This is a genomic window from Chryseobacterium shigense (genome assembly GCF_014207845.1).
In the GTDB taxonomy this organism is placed as follows: Bacteria; Bacteroidota; Bacteroidia; order Flavobacteriales; family Weeksellaceae; genus Chryseobacterium; species Chryseobacterium shigense_A.
Genome location: NZ_JACHLC010000002.1, coordinates 626,564 through 645,632, shown reverse-complemented (window position 1 = coordinate 645,632; position 19,069 = coordinate 626,564). Strand labels below are relative to the sequence as shown.

Sequence of the window (19,069 nt, the reverse complement as noted above, 5' to 3'; positions counted from 1 at the left end):
CTCCTTGTTGACATAACTTATTTGATGTTAAAATTAAACTTTTTTTTGCTAATTTCATATCTTAAATTACTGTCTTAATTTTGGGGAGTATTATAATATTCATACGGACAATGAAGGCAAAATGCAGAAAATAACCCTGCAGGAACTTAAAGCAATATGGTCAGACGTTGTTCTTCTGATCGAGAAGGATGATAATGTAAAGGAAGTTTCAGCGGCTAAAAGAAATAATAAAATATATTTATTAACGGGAATTGTAGCATGCATTTCCTACCTATACATTACAGCCGGATTATTACCTGCTGTTTTTGGAGTCATTATATTCTTAGGAGTATTCTTATCCGTGGAGGCGATCAAAACGGAAATGGGCTTCCAATCCTCACTCTCAAAACAGTTTTGCTCTATTATGGAAAATGCGGACTGCAGCCAGGTCATCAACTCTCAAAAAAACATCATTAACCTGAAATTCAGTGACCTGAGTATCTATTTCTTTTCATCACAGTTATTGGGAATACTCTTATTAAGTTTCAGGGCTCCGGAATATTTCTCTATGATGAATATGTTACTTTACTGTTCAGTTCCATTAACTTTATATTCCATATTTTTCCAGTGGAAGGTTGAAAAAAAATGGTGCCCTATTTGTTTAAGCATTATAGCTGTTCTCTATCTGGAAATATTGTTTTTAACCGTATATAATTTATACTACAGTAAACTGTCTTATGAAGGATTACAAATCAGCGACTTCATTATTATCATTATCAGTGCTGTTATCTCCGTATGCGGCTACAGAATAATTAAAAAAACTTTGACCAAACTAAAAAGTACTGAAAAAGAAAACATTACCAATTCCAGGTATGTGAAGAATTATTCTTTCTTTGAAAGTATTCTGAAAAACAGTACTGTAAACACATTTAGTACAAAAGGTATTTTTTTGGGAAATCCGGAATCGAATGTAGTAATTACAGCTATTACAAGTCCGTTTTGCTCTTTTTGCAAAGAAGCCCATTCTATACTGCATTCTATATATGACTCACATTCAAATGATATCGGAATTAATATAAGATTCAATTTTTCCGGTAGACCGGACGCTTCTACCAAAGAATTTTTCATTCAATTATATCATATTTACATCACCAAAGGAGACAAAGCATTTTTAGATGCCCTATCATCATGGTATCATGAAAAAAATATAAATAAATGGCTGGAAAAGTACAGTGTTAAAGTAAATGACCCGGAAACTGTCTTTCGGGATCTGCTGAAAATTTCAGATGAGAATTTTGAGAAAGGACTGTTTTTTACTCCTAATTTTTATATTAACCAGTACCAGTATCCTGATAATTTGGAGCGGAAGTATTTGGAAAGCTTTGTTCCGGATTTAATAGAAAGCAATAATTTATAATTTATGAAAAACTTATCTGTTTTTCTTTCACTGATCGTATTTTCGGGTCTTTATTCTCAGACAAAAAGGGTAATCTATGAGGTAAAATACAGGAAAACAGTCCAGGATACTGTTCTTACAAAAGAATTTTATCATGCAGATCTGAATAAAACTGAAAAAATTTATTATAACAGAGATTTTTATGTTTCGGATTCTTTAAACAAAGCAAATAATAATTTATCATCCGTTCCTAAGCTCACAAACCTTTTAACAATGGATAATGATTCCGGAAATTTTACTGAATATGAATTTTTAGGAAATGATGTGATCAAACGTGAGACCCAGCCCAGACAAGTGTGGACACTATCCAAAATTTTGAAAAAAACTGACGATTTTGAATTGCAGCAGGCCACCTGCACATGGGGCGGAAGAGAATGGATTGCATGGTTTTATCCTGAATCGCCGATAACGGAAGGGCCATATAAATTCAGAGGATTACCGGGACTCATATTTGAGGTATATGACACTGAAAAAAATTATCATTTTAAATTAATCAAAACAGAATCATATAGCATAACCCAAAAAATCGATTTCTTTCAGTACCCCTTTAAACAGGCCATTTTAGTTGATGAAGCCCGGTATAAAAAATTAAAAACAGATTACTATTATGATCCTTTGATTTTCATCAATAACGGCTCTGTCGATTTTAATAAGTATGAAGCTGTTTTTTTAAATGACGGTACCAAAATTACAAAAGACAATAAAAGACAGGAAATCGAAAAACAGAGAGCATTGATCAAAAAATACAATAACCCTGTTGAACTATCAAATATTATTAAATACCCATAATTAATAATGAAAATTATACAATCTTTTTGGACAGCGTCCCAGGATTTTCAAATGAACAGCTTTGGCTGGTTATATCCCAGATTTCATGTTATTGGCTGGGCATTAAGCTGTTTGCAGCTATCAAAATTTTATGATGTAGAACTATATACGGACAAAAACGGATATGACCTCTTGATAACAAAATTGGGTCTGCCCTATAAGAAAGTTCATGTCGTTATGGACGAGCTTAATACATTTCATCGTGATTTCTGGGCTCTGCCTAAAATCAAAGCATACATGCTGCAGAATGAGCCTTTTCTGCACGTTGACGGAGATGTATTTATATGGGAACCATTCCCTGATAACCTTATGAGCGAAGGCCTGATTTCTCAAAATCTCGAAATAACCACCGAATACTACAGTAAAATGTGGGACGAAATTTTCCCGCATTTGAAATTCATTCCGGCAGAAATGGAAAAATACATTTCAAAAGTAAACAATTATGCCTGTAATATGGGTATTTTCGGAGGAAATGACATTAATTTCATTAACAGATATTCCCAGAAATCCTTTGAATTCGCTGCAAAAAACAGTGACCTCCATCAGGGAATTTCCGGTGGAAACTTCAATATTTTTTTCGAGCAGGTTCTATTATTCGAAATGATGACTGAAGAAAAGAAAAACAGTGCTTTTTTAATTCAGGAAGTACCTTTGGACAATGATTATATCGGGTTTGGAAATTTTGATGAAGTTCCTTTCAAAAGAACCTACCTTCATTTGCTGGGCCATTACAAACGTATTTATTCTGTCTGTAAGCTTATGGAAACATTTTTCATCAATAACTATCCTTCACTTTTCAGTAAAATATATGAAATGTTCCCTGACGAATATCCGCTTCTGGGTACTGTTAATTACACATTCTCTCATCTCGAAAACAAAGAAAGAAGAGAAAGGTTTCTGGAAGATGCCCGGCAGGATACCTATAATGAAATTTTTGATGAAGTTTATCTTTTTAACAGGGATCTGACATGTATAAACTTACATCCGTTTTTATTTGAATGCCTTAATAATGATAGAAACTTCAATATCAAGCGAATAAAAGGAAGCATCTATTCACAGGAAGAAGATCAGGCCATATTAACGATAAGGGAATTAAATGAAGAGAAAACAATTATCCCTATTGATGAAATAGACCAGCTGATCCTTGATAAAGCAGAAGTTGAAAAAACATATTATTCCTTAAGATCAGAGATTCTTGAAATGCTGGATGATGAAGCCGCAGAACTAAAAGATGAATTCATCACAATGATCCAGGAAAGATTAAATTATTATTTAAAAAACAAATTAATAGTGGTCTATTCAGTCTGATTTATTTCGGATCGCAAACCTCATCTGCCAGGACTAATATTATAATTTCACAATAAACTTGAATAAAAAATTCCCCTTTTATAAACAACCGGATGGCAAAGATTGTGGCCCTACCTGTCTTAGAATTATCAGCAGATACTATGGTAAGACCATCTCACTGCAGCATATCCGCAACTTTTCCGAGACCACCCGGGAAGGCAGCAGTTTATTGGGATTAAGCGATGCTGCAGAAAACCTGGGTTTCCGCTCATTGGGGGTACGGATAGATTTCGATACCCTTGCAAAAGAAATGCCTTTACCCTGTATAGTACACTGGAATAATGTACATTTCGTTGTTGTTTATAAAATTGATAAAACCAATAAAGTATACATTTCAGATCCCAGTTACGGATTAATTACCTATAACAAAGAGGAATTCATCAAATTCTGGATAGGCGAAAATGCCCAGTCTGATACAGAAGAAGGGATAGGATTGGTTCTGGAAACTACTCCCGCATTTTTCCAGACAGAATTTGAGGATCATGAAAGTAAGGCAAGCTTTTCTTTCCTGTCCAAATATCTCCTGAAATATAAATCTCTTGTCTTACAGCTCACTGTAGGGCTTTTGGCAGCAAGTTTACTCTCGCTTATCTTTCCTTTTCTTACCCAGAGCATTGTAGATGTAGGGATACAGAATCAGGACCTGAATTTCATCTATCTTGTTCTGTTCGCTCAAATAATGCTTTTTATAGGAAGAATGGGAATTGAAGTGATACGGAGCTGGATCTTGCTCCATCTCTCTTCAAGAATCAATATTTCCATTATCTCTGATTTCTTTATCAAACTGATGAAACTGCCAATCAGCTTCTTTGATACAAGAATGACCGGAGATATCATGCAAAGAATCAATGACCATCATAGAATAGAGCAGCTCCTTACCAGTTCCTCCCTGAATACATTATTCTCACTGGTAAACCTTATTATTTTCAGCATTGTTCTGCTGTTTTATGATTACAGGCTCTTTATCGTTTATCTGGTGGGTGCCGTGCTGTATATTGGTTGGATCAGCTTCTTTCTGAAAAAGAGAAAAGAGCTTGATTATAAAAGATTCTCCCAGGTTTCCCAGGAACAAAGCAAGGTTATTGAACTGATCAACGGGATGCAGGAAATCAAAATGCATAATGCAGAAAAACAAAAACGCTGGGATTGGGAGTTTTTACAGGTTAAGTTATTCAAGCTCAGGATCAAATCTCTTTCGATCGAGCAGTGGCAGTCTGTAGGAGGTAACTTTATCAATCAGATGAAAGATATTCTGGTAAGCTTTCTGTCCGCAAAGCTCGTTTTATCCGGAAATCTTACCCTGGGAATGATGCTTTCCGTACAATATATCATTGGACAGTTAAACAGCCCGCTATTGCAGTTAATTGATTTTATCAAACAAACCCAGGATGCAAAAATTTCACTGGAAAGATTAGGTGAGATCCATGACAAGGATGATGAAGAAAACAAAGATGACCTGTATGTTTCCGAAGTGCCTCAAAAAGATCTGGAAATACATAATATGTCTTTCAGGTATATTGGTTCAGACTCTTTTGTATTTGAAAATCTGGAACTAACCATCCCCTATCAGAAAACAACAGCCATTGTAGGAGCCAGCGGAAGCGGAAAAACCACCCTTTTGAAACTTCTGATGAAATTCTATGAACCCAATGAAGGAGACATCAAAATAGGAAATGTCAGCTTAAAGAATGTTTCTCCCAAATACTGGAGAGATCATTGCGGCGTGGTAATGCAGGAAGGATATATTTTTAATGATACGATTGCCAACAATATTTCCATTGGTGAAGATTATATTGATAAGAATAAACTAAGAAAAGCCGTGGAAATTGCCAATATAAAAGATTTTGTAGAAAGTCTGCCTCTCAGCTACAATACCCAGATCGGTAATGAAGGAATAGGTGTAAGCGGCGGACAAAAGCAAAGATTATTTATTGCAAGAGCTGTATATAAATCTCCCGGGTATATTTTCTTTGATGAAGCTACCTCCGCTCTGGATGCGAACAATGAAAAAGTTATTATGGAGAATCTGGAGCAGTTTTTTAAAGGAAAAACAGCCGTAGTTATTGCTCACAGGCTTTCCACAGTAAGGCATGCCGATAAGATTATTGTTCTGGATAAAGGCAGAGTAGTTGAAGAAGGAAATCACGCAGAGCTGGTTGCCTTAAAAGGTGAATATTACAGACTTGTAAAAAATCAGTTAGAACTTGGAAACTAAAGATATATTAGATAATATTGAACTGCGCTCTGAAAGTGTTCAGGACATTCTTACGCAGCCTCCCCACTGGATGATCCGCTGGGGAAATACCGTTATTCTCATTATACTGGCAATTATTTTAATAATGAGCTATATTATTAAATATCCGGAATTTATTCCCGCTCCAATTACCGTTACATCACAAAACCCTCCGGAAAAAATAGAAGCCAGAACTAATTCAAAAATTGAAAAAATTCTTATCAGAGACCATCAGGAAGTCAAAAAAAATGATATCCTGATGGTTATACAATCCACAGCTAATTACAAAGATGTTCTGGAACTAAAAAAACTGGTGGATTCTATTACTCCCGGCCGGTTAGCATCCTTCCCGGTTCATATCACCTCTCATTTCAAATTAGGTGAGCTTCAGGGCGACTATAACAGTTTTGCCAGTGCTTTCCAGGATGAGGAGCTTTTTACAAGGCTTCAGCCTTATGCTCCCGAAAATCTGGCTGCCAATCAGAGTCTTTCTGAGTATAAAACAAGGATTATTACTTTAAAGCAACAGAAAAGTCTTGAGCAGGCCAAATATGAACTTACAAAGAAAAACTATCAGCGTTCCCAGGATCTTTTTAACCAGGGAGTAATCTCTGCTGTGGAACTTGAAAATGAAAAAATTAAATATCTTCAGGCTCAGCAGAATTTCGAGAACATTAACATCTCTTTATCCCAGATGGAGGAGAATATTTCCAATGTCAATAAAACAAAAAGCGGGGCCGCCATTAATACGGAGAAAGATAAGATATCCTATTCCTCAAAAACGCTTCAGCTGTTTGAACAGTTAAGAAAATCGCTTAAGCAATGGGAACAAAATTATCTTATAATTTCTTCTACAGATGGTACTGCCAGTTTTCAGCAGTTTTTTGGTGAAAACCAGTTTGTGAAATCAGGGGAAGCTATTCTTTCTGTTTTGCCCAGAAACAAAGAGAAGCTGGTGGGCAGGATGTCTATTCCTGCAGTAAATTCAGGGAAAGTAACAGAAGGACAGAAAGTTCTGATTAAACTGGATAATTACCGTTTCCAGGAATATGGCATTGTAGAGGGCAAAGTCCTCCATGTTGCTTTGGCCCCAAGTGTTGACGACAAAGGCAATTATTACTACTATGTAGATGTAGTTCTTCCCAAAGGCTTAAAAACATCTTATAATAAGAACCTTCCTTTTGATAAAGAGCTTAAAGGAAATGCCGAAATCGTAACCCGGGACTTAAGGCTTATAGAACGTTTCTTCTACCAGATCCGGGAATTATTAGGGTATCAGAGCTAATGAGATATTTTTATACAGAAAACAATTAATCAAAACAATTATGCAAAAAATTTTATTAATCGTAATATACATTGGTGAATTACCTTGGTATTTCAGTCTGTTTTACAATTCTTGCATAATGAATAAAAGTGTAGATTTTTTATTTGTTGGTGATGAATTGGACGGGTTAACGCAATCAGACAATATTATTATAAAAAAAGTCGGTCTCAGTGATTTCAATAGTTTGGCTTCGGATAAATTAAATTTAGACATCAATATTAAAAAAGCTTATAAAATCTGCGATTTCAGGCCTGCATTCGGAGAAATATTTGCAGAATATACGGAGGGATATGATTTTTGGGGATACTGCGACTGTGATATCGTTTTAGGAAATATCAGGAACTTCATTACCGATGATATTTTAGACAATTTCGATTATATATCTGCAAAACCGGAATATCCGTCCGGATTTTTTTCGCTATTTAAGAATAGTCAGACGATGAATAGGCTATATAGGACAAGCGATTATTTTGAGGCTATTTTTCAATCTGATGAAAACTGTATGTTTGATGAATGTGCGGGATTGTATGAAGATGTTATTTTGGGAAGAAATATTCTGGATATAGAACATAATTTGGATTCTTTACATCATCTGCTTGTAAGAAATGAAGAAGAAATCAACCCCTTATTCGAGTTTTTTTCAATTGAAGGACTTCCCGGAGATGTCAGGTATAATAACGGAGTACTATCCTATAAAGGTGAGTATGAAGTTTTGCTGTACCATTTAAGTGATTATAAGAAAAATATACTGACTGAAAAAAAGTATTTAAACCCTTCAAAAACATTCTTTATATCCAAATACAAAATTTACACCGGAAGCTTTAATCCCGCAGTACTGGGAAACTTAAAAGACAATTGGGCCGTAATGAAATTCAATTTGTCAAGTAAAATAGACAGGATACTCACAAAGTTATCTCCAGATCAACCAATTAAAATAGAAAACGGAACCTATAGTTATATGCATCAATGTATTGATATTGATAAGGATAAATTCAGGCTTCATACAATTAACGGTTCAATATATAAATCTGTACTGTTTAAAGACTATTATTATCTCGATTCAATTAATTCTTACCTCTCGAAAAATGAATTTGGAATTGACCTGATTGAAAAAAACGGGCATGTAACTTTTTTTCAGAAGAGATAGATTTCAATACAGAAGCAATTTTATCCGGTATGTTAACCGCTATTCCTGCAGCTTGAGAATTTTAAATATCAATGAAATCTGAAATTAGCTTCCGGAAGTGTATTGCTTTTTAAAAATGCCTCATATTCCGGAGAGAGTTGGGCCCGTCCGAATGTATTTTCCCCGCTCATGCTTCCGAGACGTACTTTATCTTTTCCGAATTTTTTATTCATCGCATCCATTGCTTTCATAACCGGGAGATGCTGGTTTTGGGTATCTTCTTCAAAAAGACTGATGAGTCTTTCATCTTCAGGAACAAAATCGTTGACGATAACTCCTGCTTTTTTATAATGAAATCCGTCCCTGTAAATGGCTTCAAAAAGCTCATTCACCACCCTGCCTATTAAAATAGAGGAATTGGTAGGATTGGGAAGAATCTGCGTTATGGCATTTCTATATTCGGGCAGGTCTTTTCTGAAACGGTTGGTCTGAACGAAAACAGTAACCATCCTGCAACATGTATTTTGTTTACGGAGCCTTTCTGAACAGTACATTCCAAAGGTTTCCACACGTTCCCGAACCTCTTCTTTTGCGGTAAGCATTTCCATAAAGCTTCTGGTAACCGCAATGGATTTTTTTGGAGATGGGGAATCCAATTCCAGCTGGCGGATTCCTTTCAGCTCATTAATCATTCTTACCCCGTGAATTCCCATAATTTTCCGAACCCACATTTCCGGTTTCTGAAGAAGATCCCAGGCTTTGTAAACTCCGCTGTCATGCATTTTTACGGCAAGTCTGCGCCCTATTCCCCAGACATCTTCTATAGGGAGCCATTTTAAGGCTTTCTCAATTTTTTCAGGAGTATCGAGGATATAAATTCCGTTAAACTGCTCCGGAAAATCTTTTACGATCCTGTTTGCCACTTTACAAAGTGTTTTGGTGGGAGCAATTCCTATGCTTACGGGAATATTCTCCTTATTATAGATGTCATCTTTAATTTTAAAACAGTATTCATGAATGTCTACATATTTGAAGCCTGAAAGATCCAGAAACAGCTCATCAATACTGTAAATTTCATAGTCCATAACGTATGACTTTGAAATATCAATTACCTGCTGGCTTTTGTAATTATAGAGTTCAAATTTCGCAGAGAAGCTTTTTACATCATGCTGTTTGAAGAGTTCTTTATATTTGAAAGCCGGAGCTGCCATAGGAATACCCAGGTCTTTAGCTTCCTTGCTTCTGGAGACAACACATCCGTCATTATTGGAAAGTACCACAACAGGTTTTCCCTCAAGAGACTGATCCAGGGTTCTCTCGCAGGAAACAAAAAAGTTATTGCAGTCTACTAAAGCATACATGACAGAAAGATGATATTTTAATACAAAATTATCATTTTTAAAGGTAAATATTCTTTCTTATCATAAAATTAACATCATATTTAACACATTGAATATGATATAGTTAATTTATTTTAAACACGTCATGTTTTGTCGCATTACCGCAATAACTTGCTAGCCCCAATTGAGCTGTATCAGATCATCTTTAAACGTTCTTCCTCCAGATCAATCTGGTATAAATGCTGACGGATGACCTCCTCATTAATGGATATATCTTTATTAAGCTCAGAAAGATACTGTCTCTGGCTTTCGAGCATTTCAACGAAAATTACCTTGTTCTTTTCATTCATCCAGCCTTCATCATTCACCTTGTTTTTTTCCTCCCAGTGCTGCAGCATCCTTTCTATACCGGAATGCCCCTGCAGTTCGTTTTCATGTTTTGTTTTCAGGAAATGATAAATATGCTGTCTCAGTTCGTGTTTTATTTTCAGCCTTGTCTGTTCTTCCTCTTCTTCATTCATAAAATCCTGAAATGCATGCCCTTTATTGATGAAATAAGGAAGCGTAAGCCCCTGAACCAGTAAAGTAAGCAGGATAACAACAAAGGTGATGAACAGTATCAGGTTCCTGTTAGGAAAAGGTATTCCGTTGTCAAGTGTAACGGGGATAGCCAAAGCTGCAGCCAGAGACACTACACCCCGCATTCCTGTCCATCCGAGAAAAAGAGGCATCATGAGAGTTCTCCTTCTTGTGGATGCCCGCGGAGCAACACCCGGCCTAAAAACCAGTGTAGCCAGCATAGCAGCATAAGCACTTATTATCCTGGCCAGAATAAGAACAACTGTTACCATAACACCGTATTTAACGGCCGTACCTAAAGGAATTCCTTCGGAACGGAGCCCCCCGACAATTTCAGGAAGTTCAAGACCTATGAGTAAGAAAACGATACCGTTTAATATGAATACAACACTCTCCCATACGCTGTGCCCTTTTATTCTACTGGCACTGTTCAAAAATATCAAGCGTCTTGTAGACATATATAAACCACCGGATACTACGGCAAGTACACCGGAACTGTGAAGCTGTTCTGCAATCCAGTACATGAGGTAAGGCTCTATAAATGTTAAGGCAATATCCGAAGAAGCATCTGTAGGCAGCCTTTTGTGTGCCTGAACAAAAATCCACCCGACAGCCAGCCCTATTCCTGCCCCTCCTATAACCATCCATAAAAAGCTCAGTGAAGCTTCCTGCCACACAAACTGTCCGGTTCCTACCGCTATCAATGCAAAACGGAAAATAATAAGCGATGAAGCATCATTCAGTAAACTTTCCCCTTCCAGAATGGCCGAAGTGGTTTTGGGGATCTTTACAAATTTCATAATAGCTCCGGTACTTATAGCATCCGGTGGAGAGACAATTCCTCCAAGTAAAAATCCAAGTGCGATTGTAAATCCGGGAATAAAATAATTGGCTGCCACTGCAACAGAAAGCGCTGTAAAAAAGACAACCAAAAATGCAAAGCTGCCTATAATACGCCACCATCTTTTCATTTCTTTAAAGGAAATCGCCCAGGATGCTTCAAAAAGTAAAGGCGGTAAAAATATAAAGAAAATAAGATCCGGATCTACCTTTACAACAGGAAGTCCGGGTACAAGGCTTACCAGCAAACCAAATACCACCAACAGAATGGGATAAGCGATTTTCAGTTTGGTCGCCCACATATTCAGCAAAACGATAGCAGCTATCATTGCCAGGAAAAAAGGTAAATTACTATGCATTGAAATATTGTGTTTTTTATGACAGCTTCATTAAATTTTTAACTTTTTATGAGCTGTTTTTTTACAAATATACAGTCAATCTGCTTTTCTTGTATTAATTTTTCTGATCGTATTTGAACTTAATTTTAATGATTAATGGAATTCCCTGGTCATTGCCTTTATTCATCAGATTATGTGAAAGTTTTATCTCAGGAACATATTTTAATTAAACACGTCAAGTTCCGTCGCCCTCACCTTATACTTTTGCTTTACAAAATAAATAATAATGGAATCATGGATAAAGTAACGTCAGAAAGAATAAACAAGCTTCACCCTTCTGTAAGGGATGAAGTAAAACAAATTATCAAAGAATGCGATGAAGCCCTCACCGGAAAGGCTAAAGTAAGAATTACACAGGGCCTGAGATCTTTTGAAGAGCAGGAAAAATTATATGCCATAGGAAGAATCACTGCAGGAAAAAAAGTAACCAATGCCAAGGCCGGACAGAGCATCCACAATTACGGACTTGCTGTTGATATCTGCCTGATGGTCGATGGAAAAACTGCAAGCTGGGACACAGTAAAAGACTGGGATAATGATAAGGTAGCCGACTGGTACGAATGTGTGAAGATTTTCGCAAAACATGGCTGGGACTGGGGTGGAAACTGGAAAACCTTCAAGGACCTTCCCCACTTCGAAAAAAAGAACATTCAGACTAAAAAAGGGCTGGTAAAAACGAGCTGGAGAACATTTTCCAAAATGCCAAGAGACAAGCAGAATTATATTCTTTTTTAATTCTCTTTTATTTGAAAATAATTATAATACGACAAGTTCTGTCGCTTCTCCGGCCTACCTTTGTTTTATAAGAAAATGTTAGTTAACTGAGATCTCAATACTGAAACCAGCATCTGTTTTTAAAGGCAGAAAGTTGGTTTCAGTTGTCTCAGGACTTTAAGTTTTCTTTTAAAAACCAACAAAACATCACATGAAAAAGACAACCATTCTTTCTTTGGACGGGGGCGGAATAAGAGGTATCATCACCTGCATTATTCTCCGCTACATAGAAGAGCAGCTTCAGCATCATGATAATCCGGGGGCAAAACTCGGTGATTATTTTGATCTGGTTGCGGGAAGCAGTACAGGCGGACTGATTGCTTCTATTATTCTGTGTCCCGATGAACACCGGAAAGCGAAATATTCTATCCAGAAAGGATTGGAATTATACGCTGAAAAAGGGGGAGACATCTTTCAGGTTTCTTTTTGGGAAAAACTGGTCAATCCGTTTGGCCTTCTTAATGAAAAAATTTCCCAGGAAGCTCTTGAAAAAAATTTGAATGACTTTTTTGGAACTTTAGAACTTAAAGAATTTATAAAACCATGTTTAATAACCAGTTATGACATAGAAAACAGAAGAGCAAAGCTTTTCAATTCCTGGGAAGCCAACCTCAGCACAGATAATTTTTATGTAAAAGATATCTGCAGGGCCACATCGGCAGCTCCTACTTATTTCAGTCCGGTACAGATCAAATCGATGTACGGGCAGATTTTCAGCCTGATTGATGGCGGTATGTTTGCCAACAATCCTGCTTTATGTGCTTACGCAGAAGCCAGAAAAATTCCTTTTGCGGAAGTATTGAAAAATCATCAGAAAGCTAATAATCCCGGCGTAAATGATATGATTATTGTATCTATCGGAACAGGTATTGAGGCGAAACCTTATTCATTTAAAAAACTTGAAAAATCCGGGAAAATAGGCTGGGTAAACCCGATTATTGATATACTGATGTCTGCCAATGCAGAAACTGTAGATTACCAGCTGTGCCAGATGTTTCAGACTTTGGGACTTCGAAACCAGAAAAACTATTACCGGCTGAATCCTTCATTGAAAAATGCTTCTCCCGCGATGGACAATGTAAAAAGATCCAATATTGAAAACCTGATCCAGGCAGGATTGAGCTATATTGATGACAACAGGGAAACCCTGAACCAGATTGTACAGAAACTGATCAAAAATAAAATATAAGCTTTTCACCTTATAAATACTTAATATAAGCTTAAAAGATAATATTAAAAATTTATAAAAAGTTTTTTAAACACGTCAAGTTTTGTCGTCTTCTCCTGCTACTTTTGGAGTATAAATAAAGACACAAAAAAAACAATCATTAAAATTTTAAAAAGCCTTTGAATTCAACATTTATCAATGCTGGACAGCCAGAAATATGTTCAAAACACAACCTCAACCTTAAAACACAACACATGGAAACACCAGATCACAACCCGGACATACTTTTTGATGAAGATCTCTATACTATTGAATGGAGCGATATCGAAAATGCAGAGATGGACTATGAGAATTACCTCAATGACATTGAAAGTTTTTTCAGGGAAGATTTCGAGGATGCAGTTCCTGAAGAAGATATATACTAAATAAATTGTAACACGACAAGTTCTGACGCTGCCCGGAATTACCTTTGAAACACCCAATCACAATACCCGACAACACCCTATAATTATTCAAAAACACCTTTGAATTCATCATTCACAAAATGCCGGACAGCCAGAACTATGTCTAAAAATCTGTAAAAACTATGAAAAAGTAATTTGTAACGTGGAAATCTGGCCTGCAACCACTGAAAAAGGTCAATCTGAAGAGCTATACTCTTCAAAAATAACCTATTAATTAATCAAAACAAAATCACACAATTTTTATTATGAAAACAAAAGAAGAACTAAAACTCTTATTCGAAAACGGAGATAAGCCAATGCAGGAAAATTTCTGGGAATGGCTGGAATCTTATTGGCACAAGGATGAAAAAATTCCTGAAAGCTCTATTGAAAACTATGAGAAGATTGTCCCATTTTTTAATGGGGAAGGATTACTACTTAGCTCAGCAGCAGTACTTACTATTCCTGCAGGTACCAAAAAGATACTTGATTCAGGCTTCACGTTTACAGGAATGTCATATCAAATCATAAAAGTAATTTTTAATGAAGGACTTGAAGAAATAGGATCCAGTGCTTTTTTGGGACAAAATATCAAGAGTATCAAAACCCCCTCGACATTAAAAATCATTAAAGGACAAGCTTTTTATGATCAAAGAAATAACATTAATGGTTCGGATGCATTAGAAGAAATCATTCTTAATGAAGGTCTGACAACCATTGAGTCACAAGCATTTTACTGTCGTGGAGCATCCTATGTTGAAGATCTATACATTCCCAGTACAGTAACAACTGTGGGACAAAATTCATTTGCAATTCCGTCGCTAAAAACGGTTTCTGCTCCGGCAGGCCTAGACTTAAGTATTGCAGGAATTCCTGCTACAGCTACAATCACCTATAGATAAAGATAAAAGATGAAAACAAAAGAAGAATTAAAGCTTTATTTCGAAAACGGAGATAAGCCAACACAAGAAAATTTTGGGGAATGGCTGGACTCTTACTGGCATAAAAGTGAAAAACTTGGCAATAGTGCCCTGGATTTAATCACTTATCAGGAATTTAGATATTCTCCAACTGATAATACAGAAATTACCGGTAATGATTCTATTATAGTTTTCCCGGAAGGCATTAAGATTATCGGAGGCTTCAGGTTTAACTTAACCTTACAAAACCGTGTTACAAAAATTCAATTTCCTCAGTCTCTGGAGATAATCAGAGCCAATGCTTTTGGTGCCCAGTACCTGAGAGGAACTCTAACAATTCCGGGATCATGCAAAGTTATTGAAGCACATGCATTCAACAGTACTGTTGCAGATCTATCAGAGTTAGTATTAGAAAATGGTATAGAAACTATTGCAGATGGGTCATTCCAACTTCTTGGATGTAAAAATTTAACCGATCTGTATATTCCCAAATCAGTAAAATCGGTAGGACAAAGCGCATTCTATATTCCTGCACTTAAAACCGTATCCGCACCCGATGGATTAGATTTAAGTAATGCCGGTATTCCGGAAACAGCAACAATACTACGCTATGTAGATTTATAACAATACTATGAAAACAAAAGAAGAATTAAGGCTCTACTTCGAAGACGGAGATAAGCCTACGCAGGAGCATTTTTGGGGCTGGCAAGACTCTTACTGGCACAAAAATGAGAAAATAGAAATGAACAAAATTACAGGGTTAGAAAATGGCCTGCCCAACCCTAACCATATCTATGCCGATACAAATGAAGAAGGTACCGCCTCTTTAGAATCTTATTTAGAAAAGAAAGTTTTTATAAAGCCAGGCACTTTGAATATTCCTAACGATTTTGCTTACAACATGTCTATCGCGGAAGTATCCATTCCCGATAGCGTTAAAAGTATTGGAATAGGAGCCTTTTCCCGTAATTTACTGAAATCCGTAACCATCTCAAATAATATTACTGATATTGGAGATAGTGCTTTTCAAAGTAACAGGTTAAGCTCGGTAAATATCTCTGAAAATATGACGGAGATTAAGCCCGCGACTTTCGGTGATAATCAGCTGACCTCAATAGACATTCCTAAAAACATTACACATATTGGAGCGGGAGCTTTTATCAGCAACCAGCTCACCTCAGCACATATTCCTGATACGATTACCCAGATTGAAGCATCAACTTTTCAATATAATCAGTTAAAATCAATAGAAATTCCTAAAAGTGTTACCAGTATTGGAGACTACGCATTTCAAAGCAATCAATTAGTTTCAATAGATATTTCCGGCTATGTAACATCCATTGGAGCCGGTGCTTTCCAAAACAACAAACTGGGGTCTGTAAATATTCCTGATAGCATCAAAACTATTAACCAATTTGTTTTTGCAGATAATCTCCTTTCTTCGGTAAGCATTCCGGAAAATGTAACGGTCATCAGAGACAGTGCATTCAGGAACAACCAGTTAACATCAGTAAATCTTCCTGATAATCTGACAAACATTCCCCGTCTTGTTTTCGCAGATAATCATCTGGAATTCATAAAGATTCCTGAAAATGTAAACAATATTGACTATGCTTCTTTTCAGAATAACAGACTGACATCAGTAGAGATCCCGGACAATGTGGCAAGTATTCAGTCATTTGCATTTCAAAACAACAGGTTAACATCTATAAAAATTCCGAAAAGTATTACTGCTATTAAGGAATCTGTTTTTGCAGATAACCTTTTGACCTCTGTAGATATCCCTGAAAACGTACAAATCATTGATTATAACGCATTCAGAAACAACAACCTAACATCAGTAAACATTCCTGATACTGTTTATTATATTAATCAATTTGCCTTTATCAACAATCAGTTATCCAACGTCACTTTGAGTGAAAATACAGGATACTATCAATCCTCTTTTGATTCCAATGTTGAAGTAACCGGAGGATATATGATGGGCTAAACAAAAATTTAAAAAATGAAAACAAAACAAGAACTAAAACAATTTTTTGAGAACGGAGATATTCCTGTCCAGGAGCAGTTCTGGGAATGGCAGGAATCCTACTGGCACAAAAATGAAAAAATCCCGTCCGATAAACTAGATTACGATTTTTCTCAAAAAGCAGATGTAGATGCTTCCAACCTGACAGCACAAGATGCCCAGCTTTGGAAAGACAAAATCGAAACCCAAACATCCATTCAGAGCCCTGAATTGAACGGAAATATTCTCACGGTATTTTACACAGGCGAAAATGGTGTTCAGCAAAGTAAATCCGTAGATTTAGGCGGATTGGCAACCAACAACATCGGTATTCAGGATACACAGTATAATACCTCTCAAAACATTATCACAATTACCCAAAATGACGGCTCAGTCTTTCATATTGATCTTTCGGAATTCAGTATTATTCCAACTGTAAATGCAGATGGAAGTGTTTCACTGGTTCAGGAAGGCGCCGAAAAAGTAAAAATACATAAAGCAGGTATTTCAGGTAGCTATAATGATCTGATTGATAAACCCAATTTTACTGGAAACGACACATTACAATCAGTTATAGACAGGGATAATTCGTCCACAAAAGCTATTGTTTTTAATGCCAGTGCAGGCCGGGCGGGAGAATTGAATTTTAATAAAACGCTTTATTCTCATTACTTTGGTAATATTAACCCGTCTCAGACCGGCTATTACAATATGTCTATTGGTTATAATGCTTTGCCAAAAGTGACCACAGGCGGAAATAATATAGCATTCGGATCTTATTCTTTTTCTGAATTAACAACTGGTAAATGGAATACAGCAGTGGGCGTATTAAGTGGTTCCAAATTAACGACAGGTGAATATAATGTATTCATTGGCACGGCAGCAGGTGAGAACGCAACCACAGGAAACCAAAACACAATGATTGGTGATGAATCAGGAAATAAAACCACCACAGGATTTAAAAATACTTTTTTAGGAGTAGGAACGGGTTACGCCAATACTACAGGTAATCTTAATACGTTGATAGGCTGGAAAGCCAATAACCAATCAAATTTAGGTGATAAAAACATTATGATTGGAGCCTCAGCCGGGTCAGGTGTTACAGGTAATAATAATGTTTTAATTGGTACAGGAGCAGGATTCAATGATGGAGCAATCGGTAATAAATTAATTATCCATGGTAATCAAACATTAACGGGATATTCAAATACTGCTGAAGGAAATTTCGGAAGTTTCCAGCAAGGTCAGTTAAACAGAGCTTTAATTACCGGGGATTTTGTAGACCGTTGGGTGAGAATGAATGCCGGATATTTACAAATCGGATCACCCGCTTCAAATGCCGATGATATCACCATAATTCCTACAACAGGAATAACAGCAGCAAAATTATACAACCCTACAAGTAATAACGATTATGTTCAACGCGGCTGGGTATTCAACAATTACTATAACCAGACTCAAATTAATTCATTATTAAGCAGGACTTATCGTGTCCAGGGATCTGTTGCGAATTTTGCAACTTTACCCACAACCGGGCAAACGATAGGTGACGTGTGGAATGTACTTGATACAGGTGAAAACTATGTTTGGGTTGATAATTTGAATAATACCGGCACCCCAGGATGGGATAAGCTATCCGGAATGGTTGACGCTTCAGGATTTATACCTAGAACAGGAACCGTAACGGGCCAACCTATAACGGGAGATCTTCACTTAAATGAGAGCGTTAGCTTTATTAATTACGTTAGCCCTTCTTATAACTCTAGATTTGCACTAGAAGATGGTGGTTTTGGATTTACAGGTACCGGAGGTTCTGGATCAGATACCTTTGTCTTAAGTATTTCTCAGGCGAGAGAGTTGAATTTTACATCAAGTTTTGCTGATTCAAAAGGTATAACAAGTAATGTTTATTTTGGTAATAATTATGATGACAACTCTTTTATTCAAAAGAAATATGCAGACAAGCAGCATTCCTATACCCGTGAAGAAGAATTAACAGGCGGAACATGGATCAATGGTAAACCTGTTTACAAAAAAACCCTGTATTTAGACCAAATCCCGAGAACCGGAGAAATTGATCTCAGATCTGAATTCCCTGATCTTGAAACCATTATTTCCAACGAGATGTTTACAGAATGGTACGCCCTGGATACAGCGTTTGCAGGTAACCAATGGCGAACAAAAATCTACATCACCGTAGAAAGAGATAAAGCTACAATTGAACTGTTGGGTGAGCCTGATTATGATTATTCTGTCATTAACTCATTTACCCTAACCCTAGAATACACAAAAAAATAAATCATTAA

15 protein-coding genes are annotated in these 19,069 nt (G+C 36.5%); 13 read left to right on the top strand and 2 right to left on the bottom strand.

Annotated elements, in window-relative coordinates; all coding sequences use genetic code 11:
• Positions 1-121 precede the first annotated feature (121 nt).
• The 6 genes from HNP36_RS12810 to HNP36_RS12785 are packed head-to-tail and all read left to right on the top strand — an operon-like array spanning position 122 to position 8,314.
• The gene (locus HNP36_RS12810) at positions 122-1,396 is read left to right on the top strand and encodes a vitamin K epoxide reductase family protein (protein ID WP_184429268.1); all 1,275 of its coding nucleotides are present in this window, start codon (positions 122-124) and stop codon (positions 1,394-1,396) included.
• Between the two features lie 3 nt (positions 1,397-1,399).
• The gene (locus HNP36_RS12805) at positions 1,400-2,224 is read left to right on the top strand and encodes a GLPGLI family protein (RefSeq protein ID WP_184164099.1); all 825 of its coding nucleotides are present in this window, start codon (positions 1,400-1,402) and stop codon (positions 2,222-2,224) included.
• A gap of 6 nt (positions 2,225-2,230) precedes the next feature.
• Positions 2,231-3,571 (top strand): DUF6734 family protein, encoded by a 1,341-nt coding sequence (locus HNP36_RS12800; protein WP_184164096.1) that lies wholly within the window; start codon positions 2,231-2,233, stop codon positions 3,569-3,571.
• Between the two features lie 58 nt (positions 3,572-3,629).
• Positions 3,630-5,825 carry a peptidase domain-containing ABC transporter gene (locus HNP36_RS12795; protein WP_184164093.1) on the top strand — a complete coding sequence of 732 codons (2,196 nt, stop codon included), beginning with the start codon at positions 3,630-3,632 and terminating at the stop codon, positions 5,823-5,825.
• Positions 5,815-7,128, top strand: a complete 1,314-nt coding sequence (locus HNP36_RS12790; protein ID WP_184164089.1) for an HlyD family secretion protein — start codon at positions 5,815-5,817, stop codon at positions 7,126-7,128. Before HNP36_RS12795 ends, HNP36_RS12790 begins: the two co-directional genes overlap by 11 nt.
• A 40-nt stretch (positions 7,129-7,168) precedes the next feature.
• The gene (locus HNP36_RS12785) at positions 7,169-8,314 is read left to right on the top strand and encodes a DUF6625 family protein (RefSeq protein ID WP_317168971.1); all 1,146 of its coding nucleotides are present in this window, start codon (positions 7,169-7,171) and stop codon (positions 8,312-8,314) included.
• Positions 8,315-8,382: 68 nt separating this feature from the next.
• On the opposite strand, the gene HNP36_RS12780 is transcribed toward HNP36_RS12785, so the two are convergent.
• Positions 8,383-9,654: a Y-family DNA polymerase gene (locus tag HNP36_RS12780; RefSeq protein ID WP_184164083.1), complete on the bottom strand. Its 1,272-nt coding sequence runs from the start codon at positions 9,652-9,654 to the stop codon at positions 8,383-8,385.
• A gap of 173 nt (positions 9,655-9,827) precedes the next feature.
• On the bottom strand, positions 9,828-11,411 hold the full coding sequence (locus HNP36_RS12775) for a Na+/H+ antiporter (protein WP_184164080.1): 1,584 nt from the start codon (positions 11,409-11,411) through the stop codon (positions 9,828-9,830).
• A gap of 273 nt (positions 11,412-11,684) precedes the next feature.
• Here HNP36_RS12775 and HNP36_RS12770 point away from each other — a divergent pair, with 273 nt between their 5' ends.
• The 7 genes from HNP36_RS12770 to HNP36_RS12740 all read left to right on the top strand — a co-directional run bounded on the left by HNP36_RS12770 (position 11,685) and on the right by HNP36_RS12740 (position 19,061).
• Entirely contained in the window at positions 11,685-12,185 is a 501-nt protein-coding gene (locus HNP36_RS12770) for a M15 family metallopeptidase (protein WP_184164077.1), read from the top strand.
• 190 nt (positions 12,186-12,375) lie between these two features.
• Positions 12,376-13,413 (top strand): patatin-like phospholipase family protein, encoded by a 1,038-nt coding sequence (locus HNP36_RS12765; protein WP_184164075.1) that lies wholly within the window; start codon positions 12,376-12,378, stop codon positions 13,411-13,413.
• A 233-nt stretch (positions 13,414-13,646) separates the two neighbouring features.
• The gene (locus HNP36_RS12760; RefSeq protein ID WP_184164072.1) at positions 13,647-13,817 is read left to right on the top strand and encodes a hypothetical protein; all 171 of its coding nucleotides are present in this window, start codon (positions 13,647-13,649) and stop codon (positions 13,815-13,817) included.
• Positions 13,818-14,101: 284 nt separating this feature from the next.
• On the top strand, positions 14,102-14,737 hold the full coding sequence (locus tag HNP36_RS12755) for a leucine-rich repeat domain-containing protein (RefSeq protein WP_184164069.1): 636 nt from the start codon (positions 14,102-14,104) through the stop codon (positions 14,735-14,737).
• Positions 14,738-14,746: 9 nt separating this feature from the next.
• Positions 14,747-15,379: a leucine-rich repeat domain-containing protein gene (locus HNP36_RS12750; protein ID WP_184164066.1), complete on the top strand. Its 633-nt coding sequence runs from the start codon at positions 14,747-14,749 to the stop codon at positions 15,377-15,379.
• A 7-nt stretch (positions 15,380-15,386) separates the two neighbouring features.
• Entirely contained in the window at positions 15,387-16,745 is a 1,359-nt protein-coding gene (locus tag HNP36_RS12745) for a leucine-rich repeat domain-containing protein (protein ID WP_184164063.1), read from the top strand.
• Positions 16,746-16,760: 15 nt separating this feature from the next.
• Entirely contained in the window at positions 16,761-19,061 is a 2,301-nt protein-coding gene (locus HNP36_RS12740) for a hypothetical protein (protein WP_184164060.1), read from the top strand.
• The last annotated feature ends 8 nt before the right edge of the window (positions 19,062-19,069 follow it).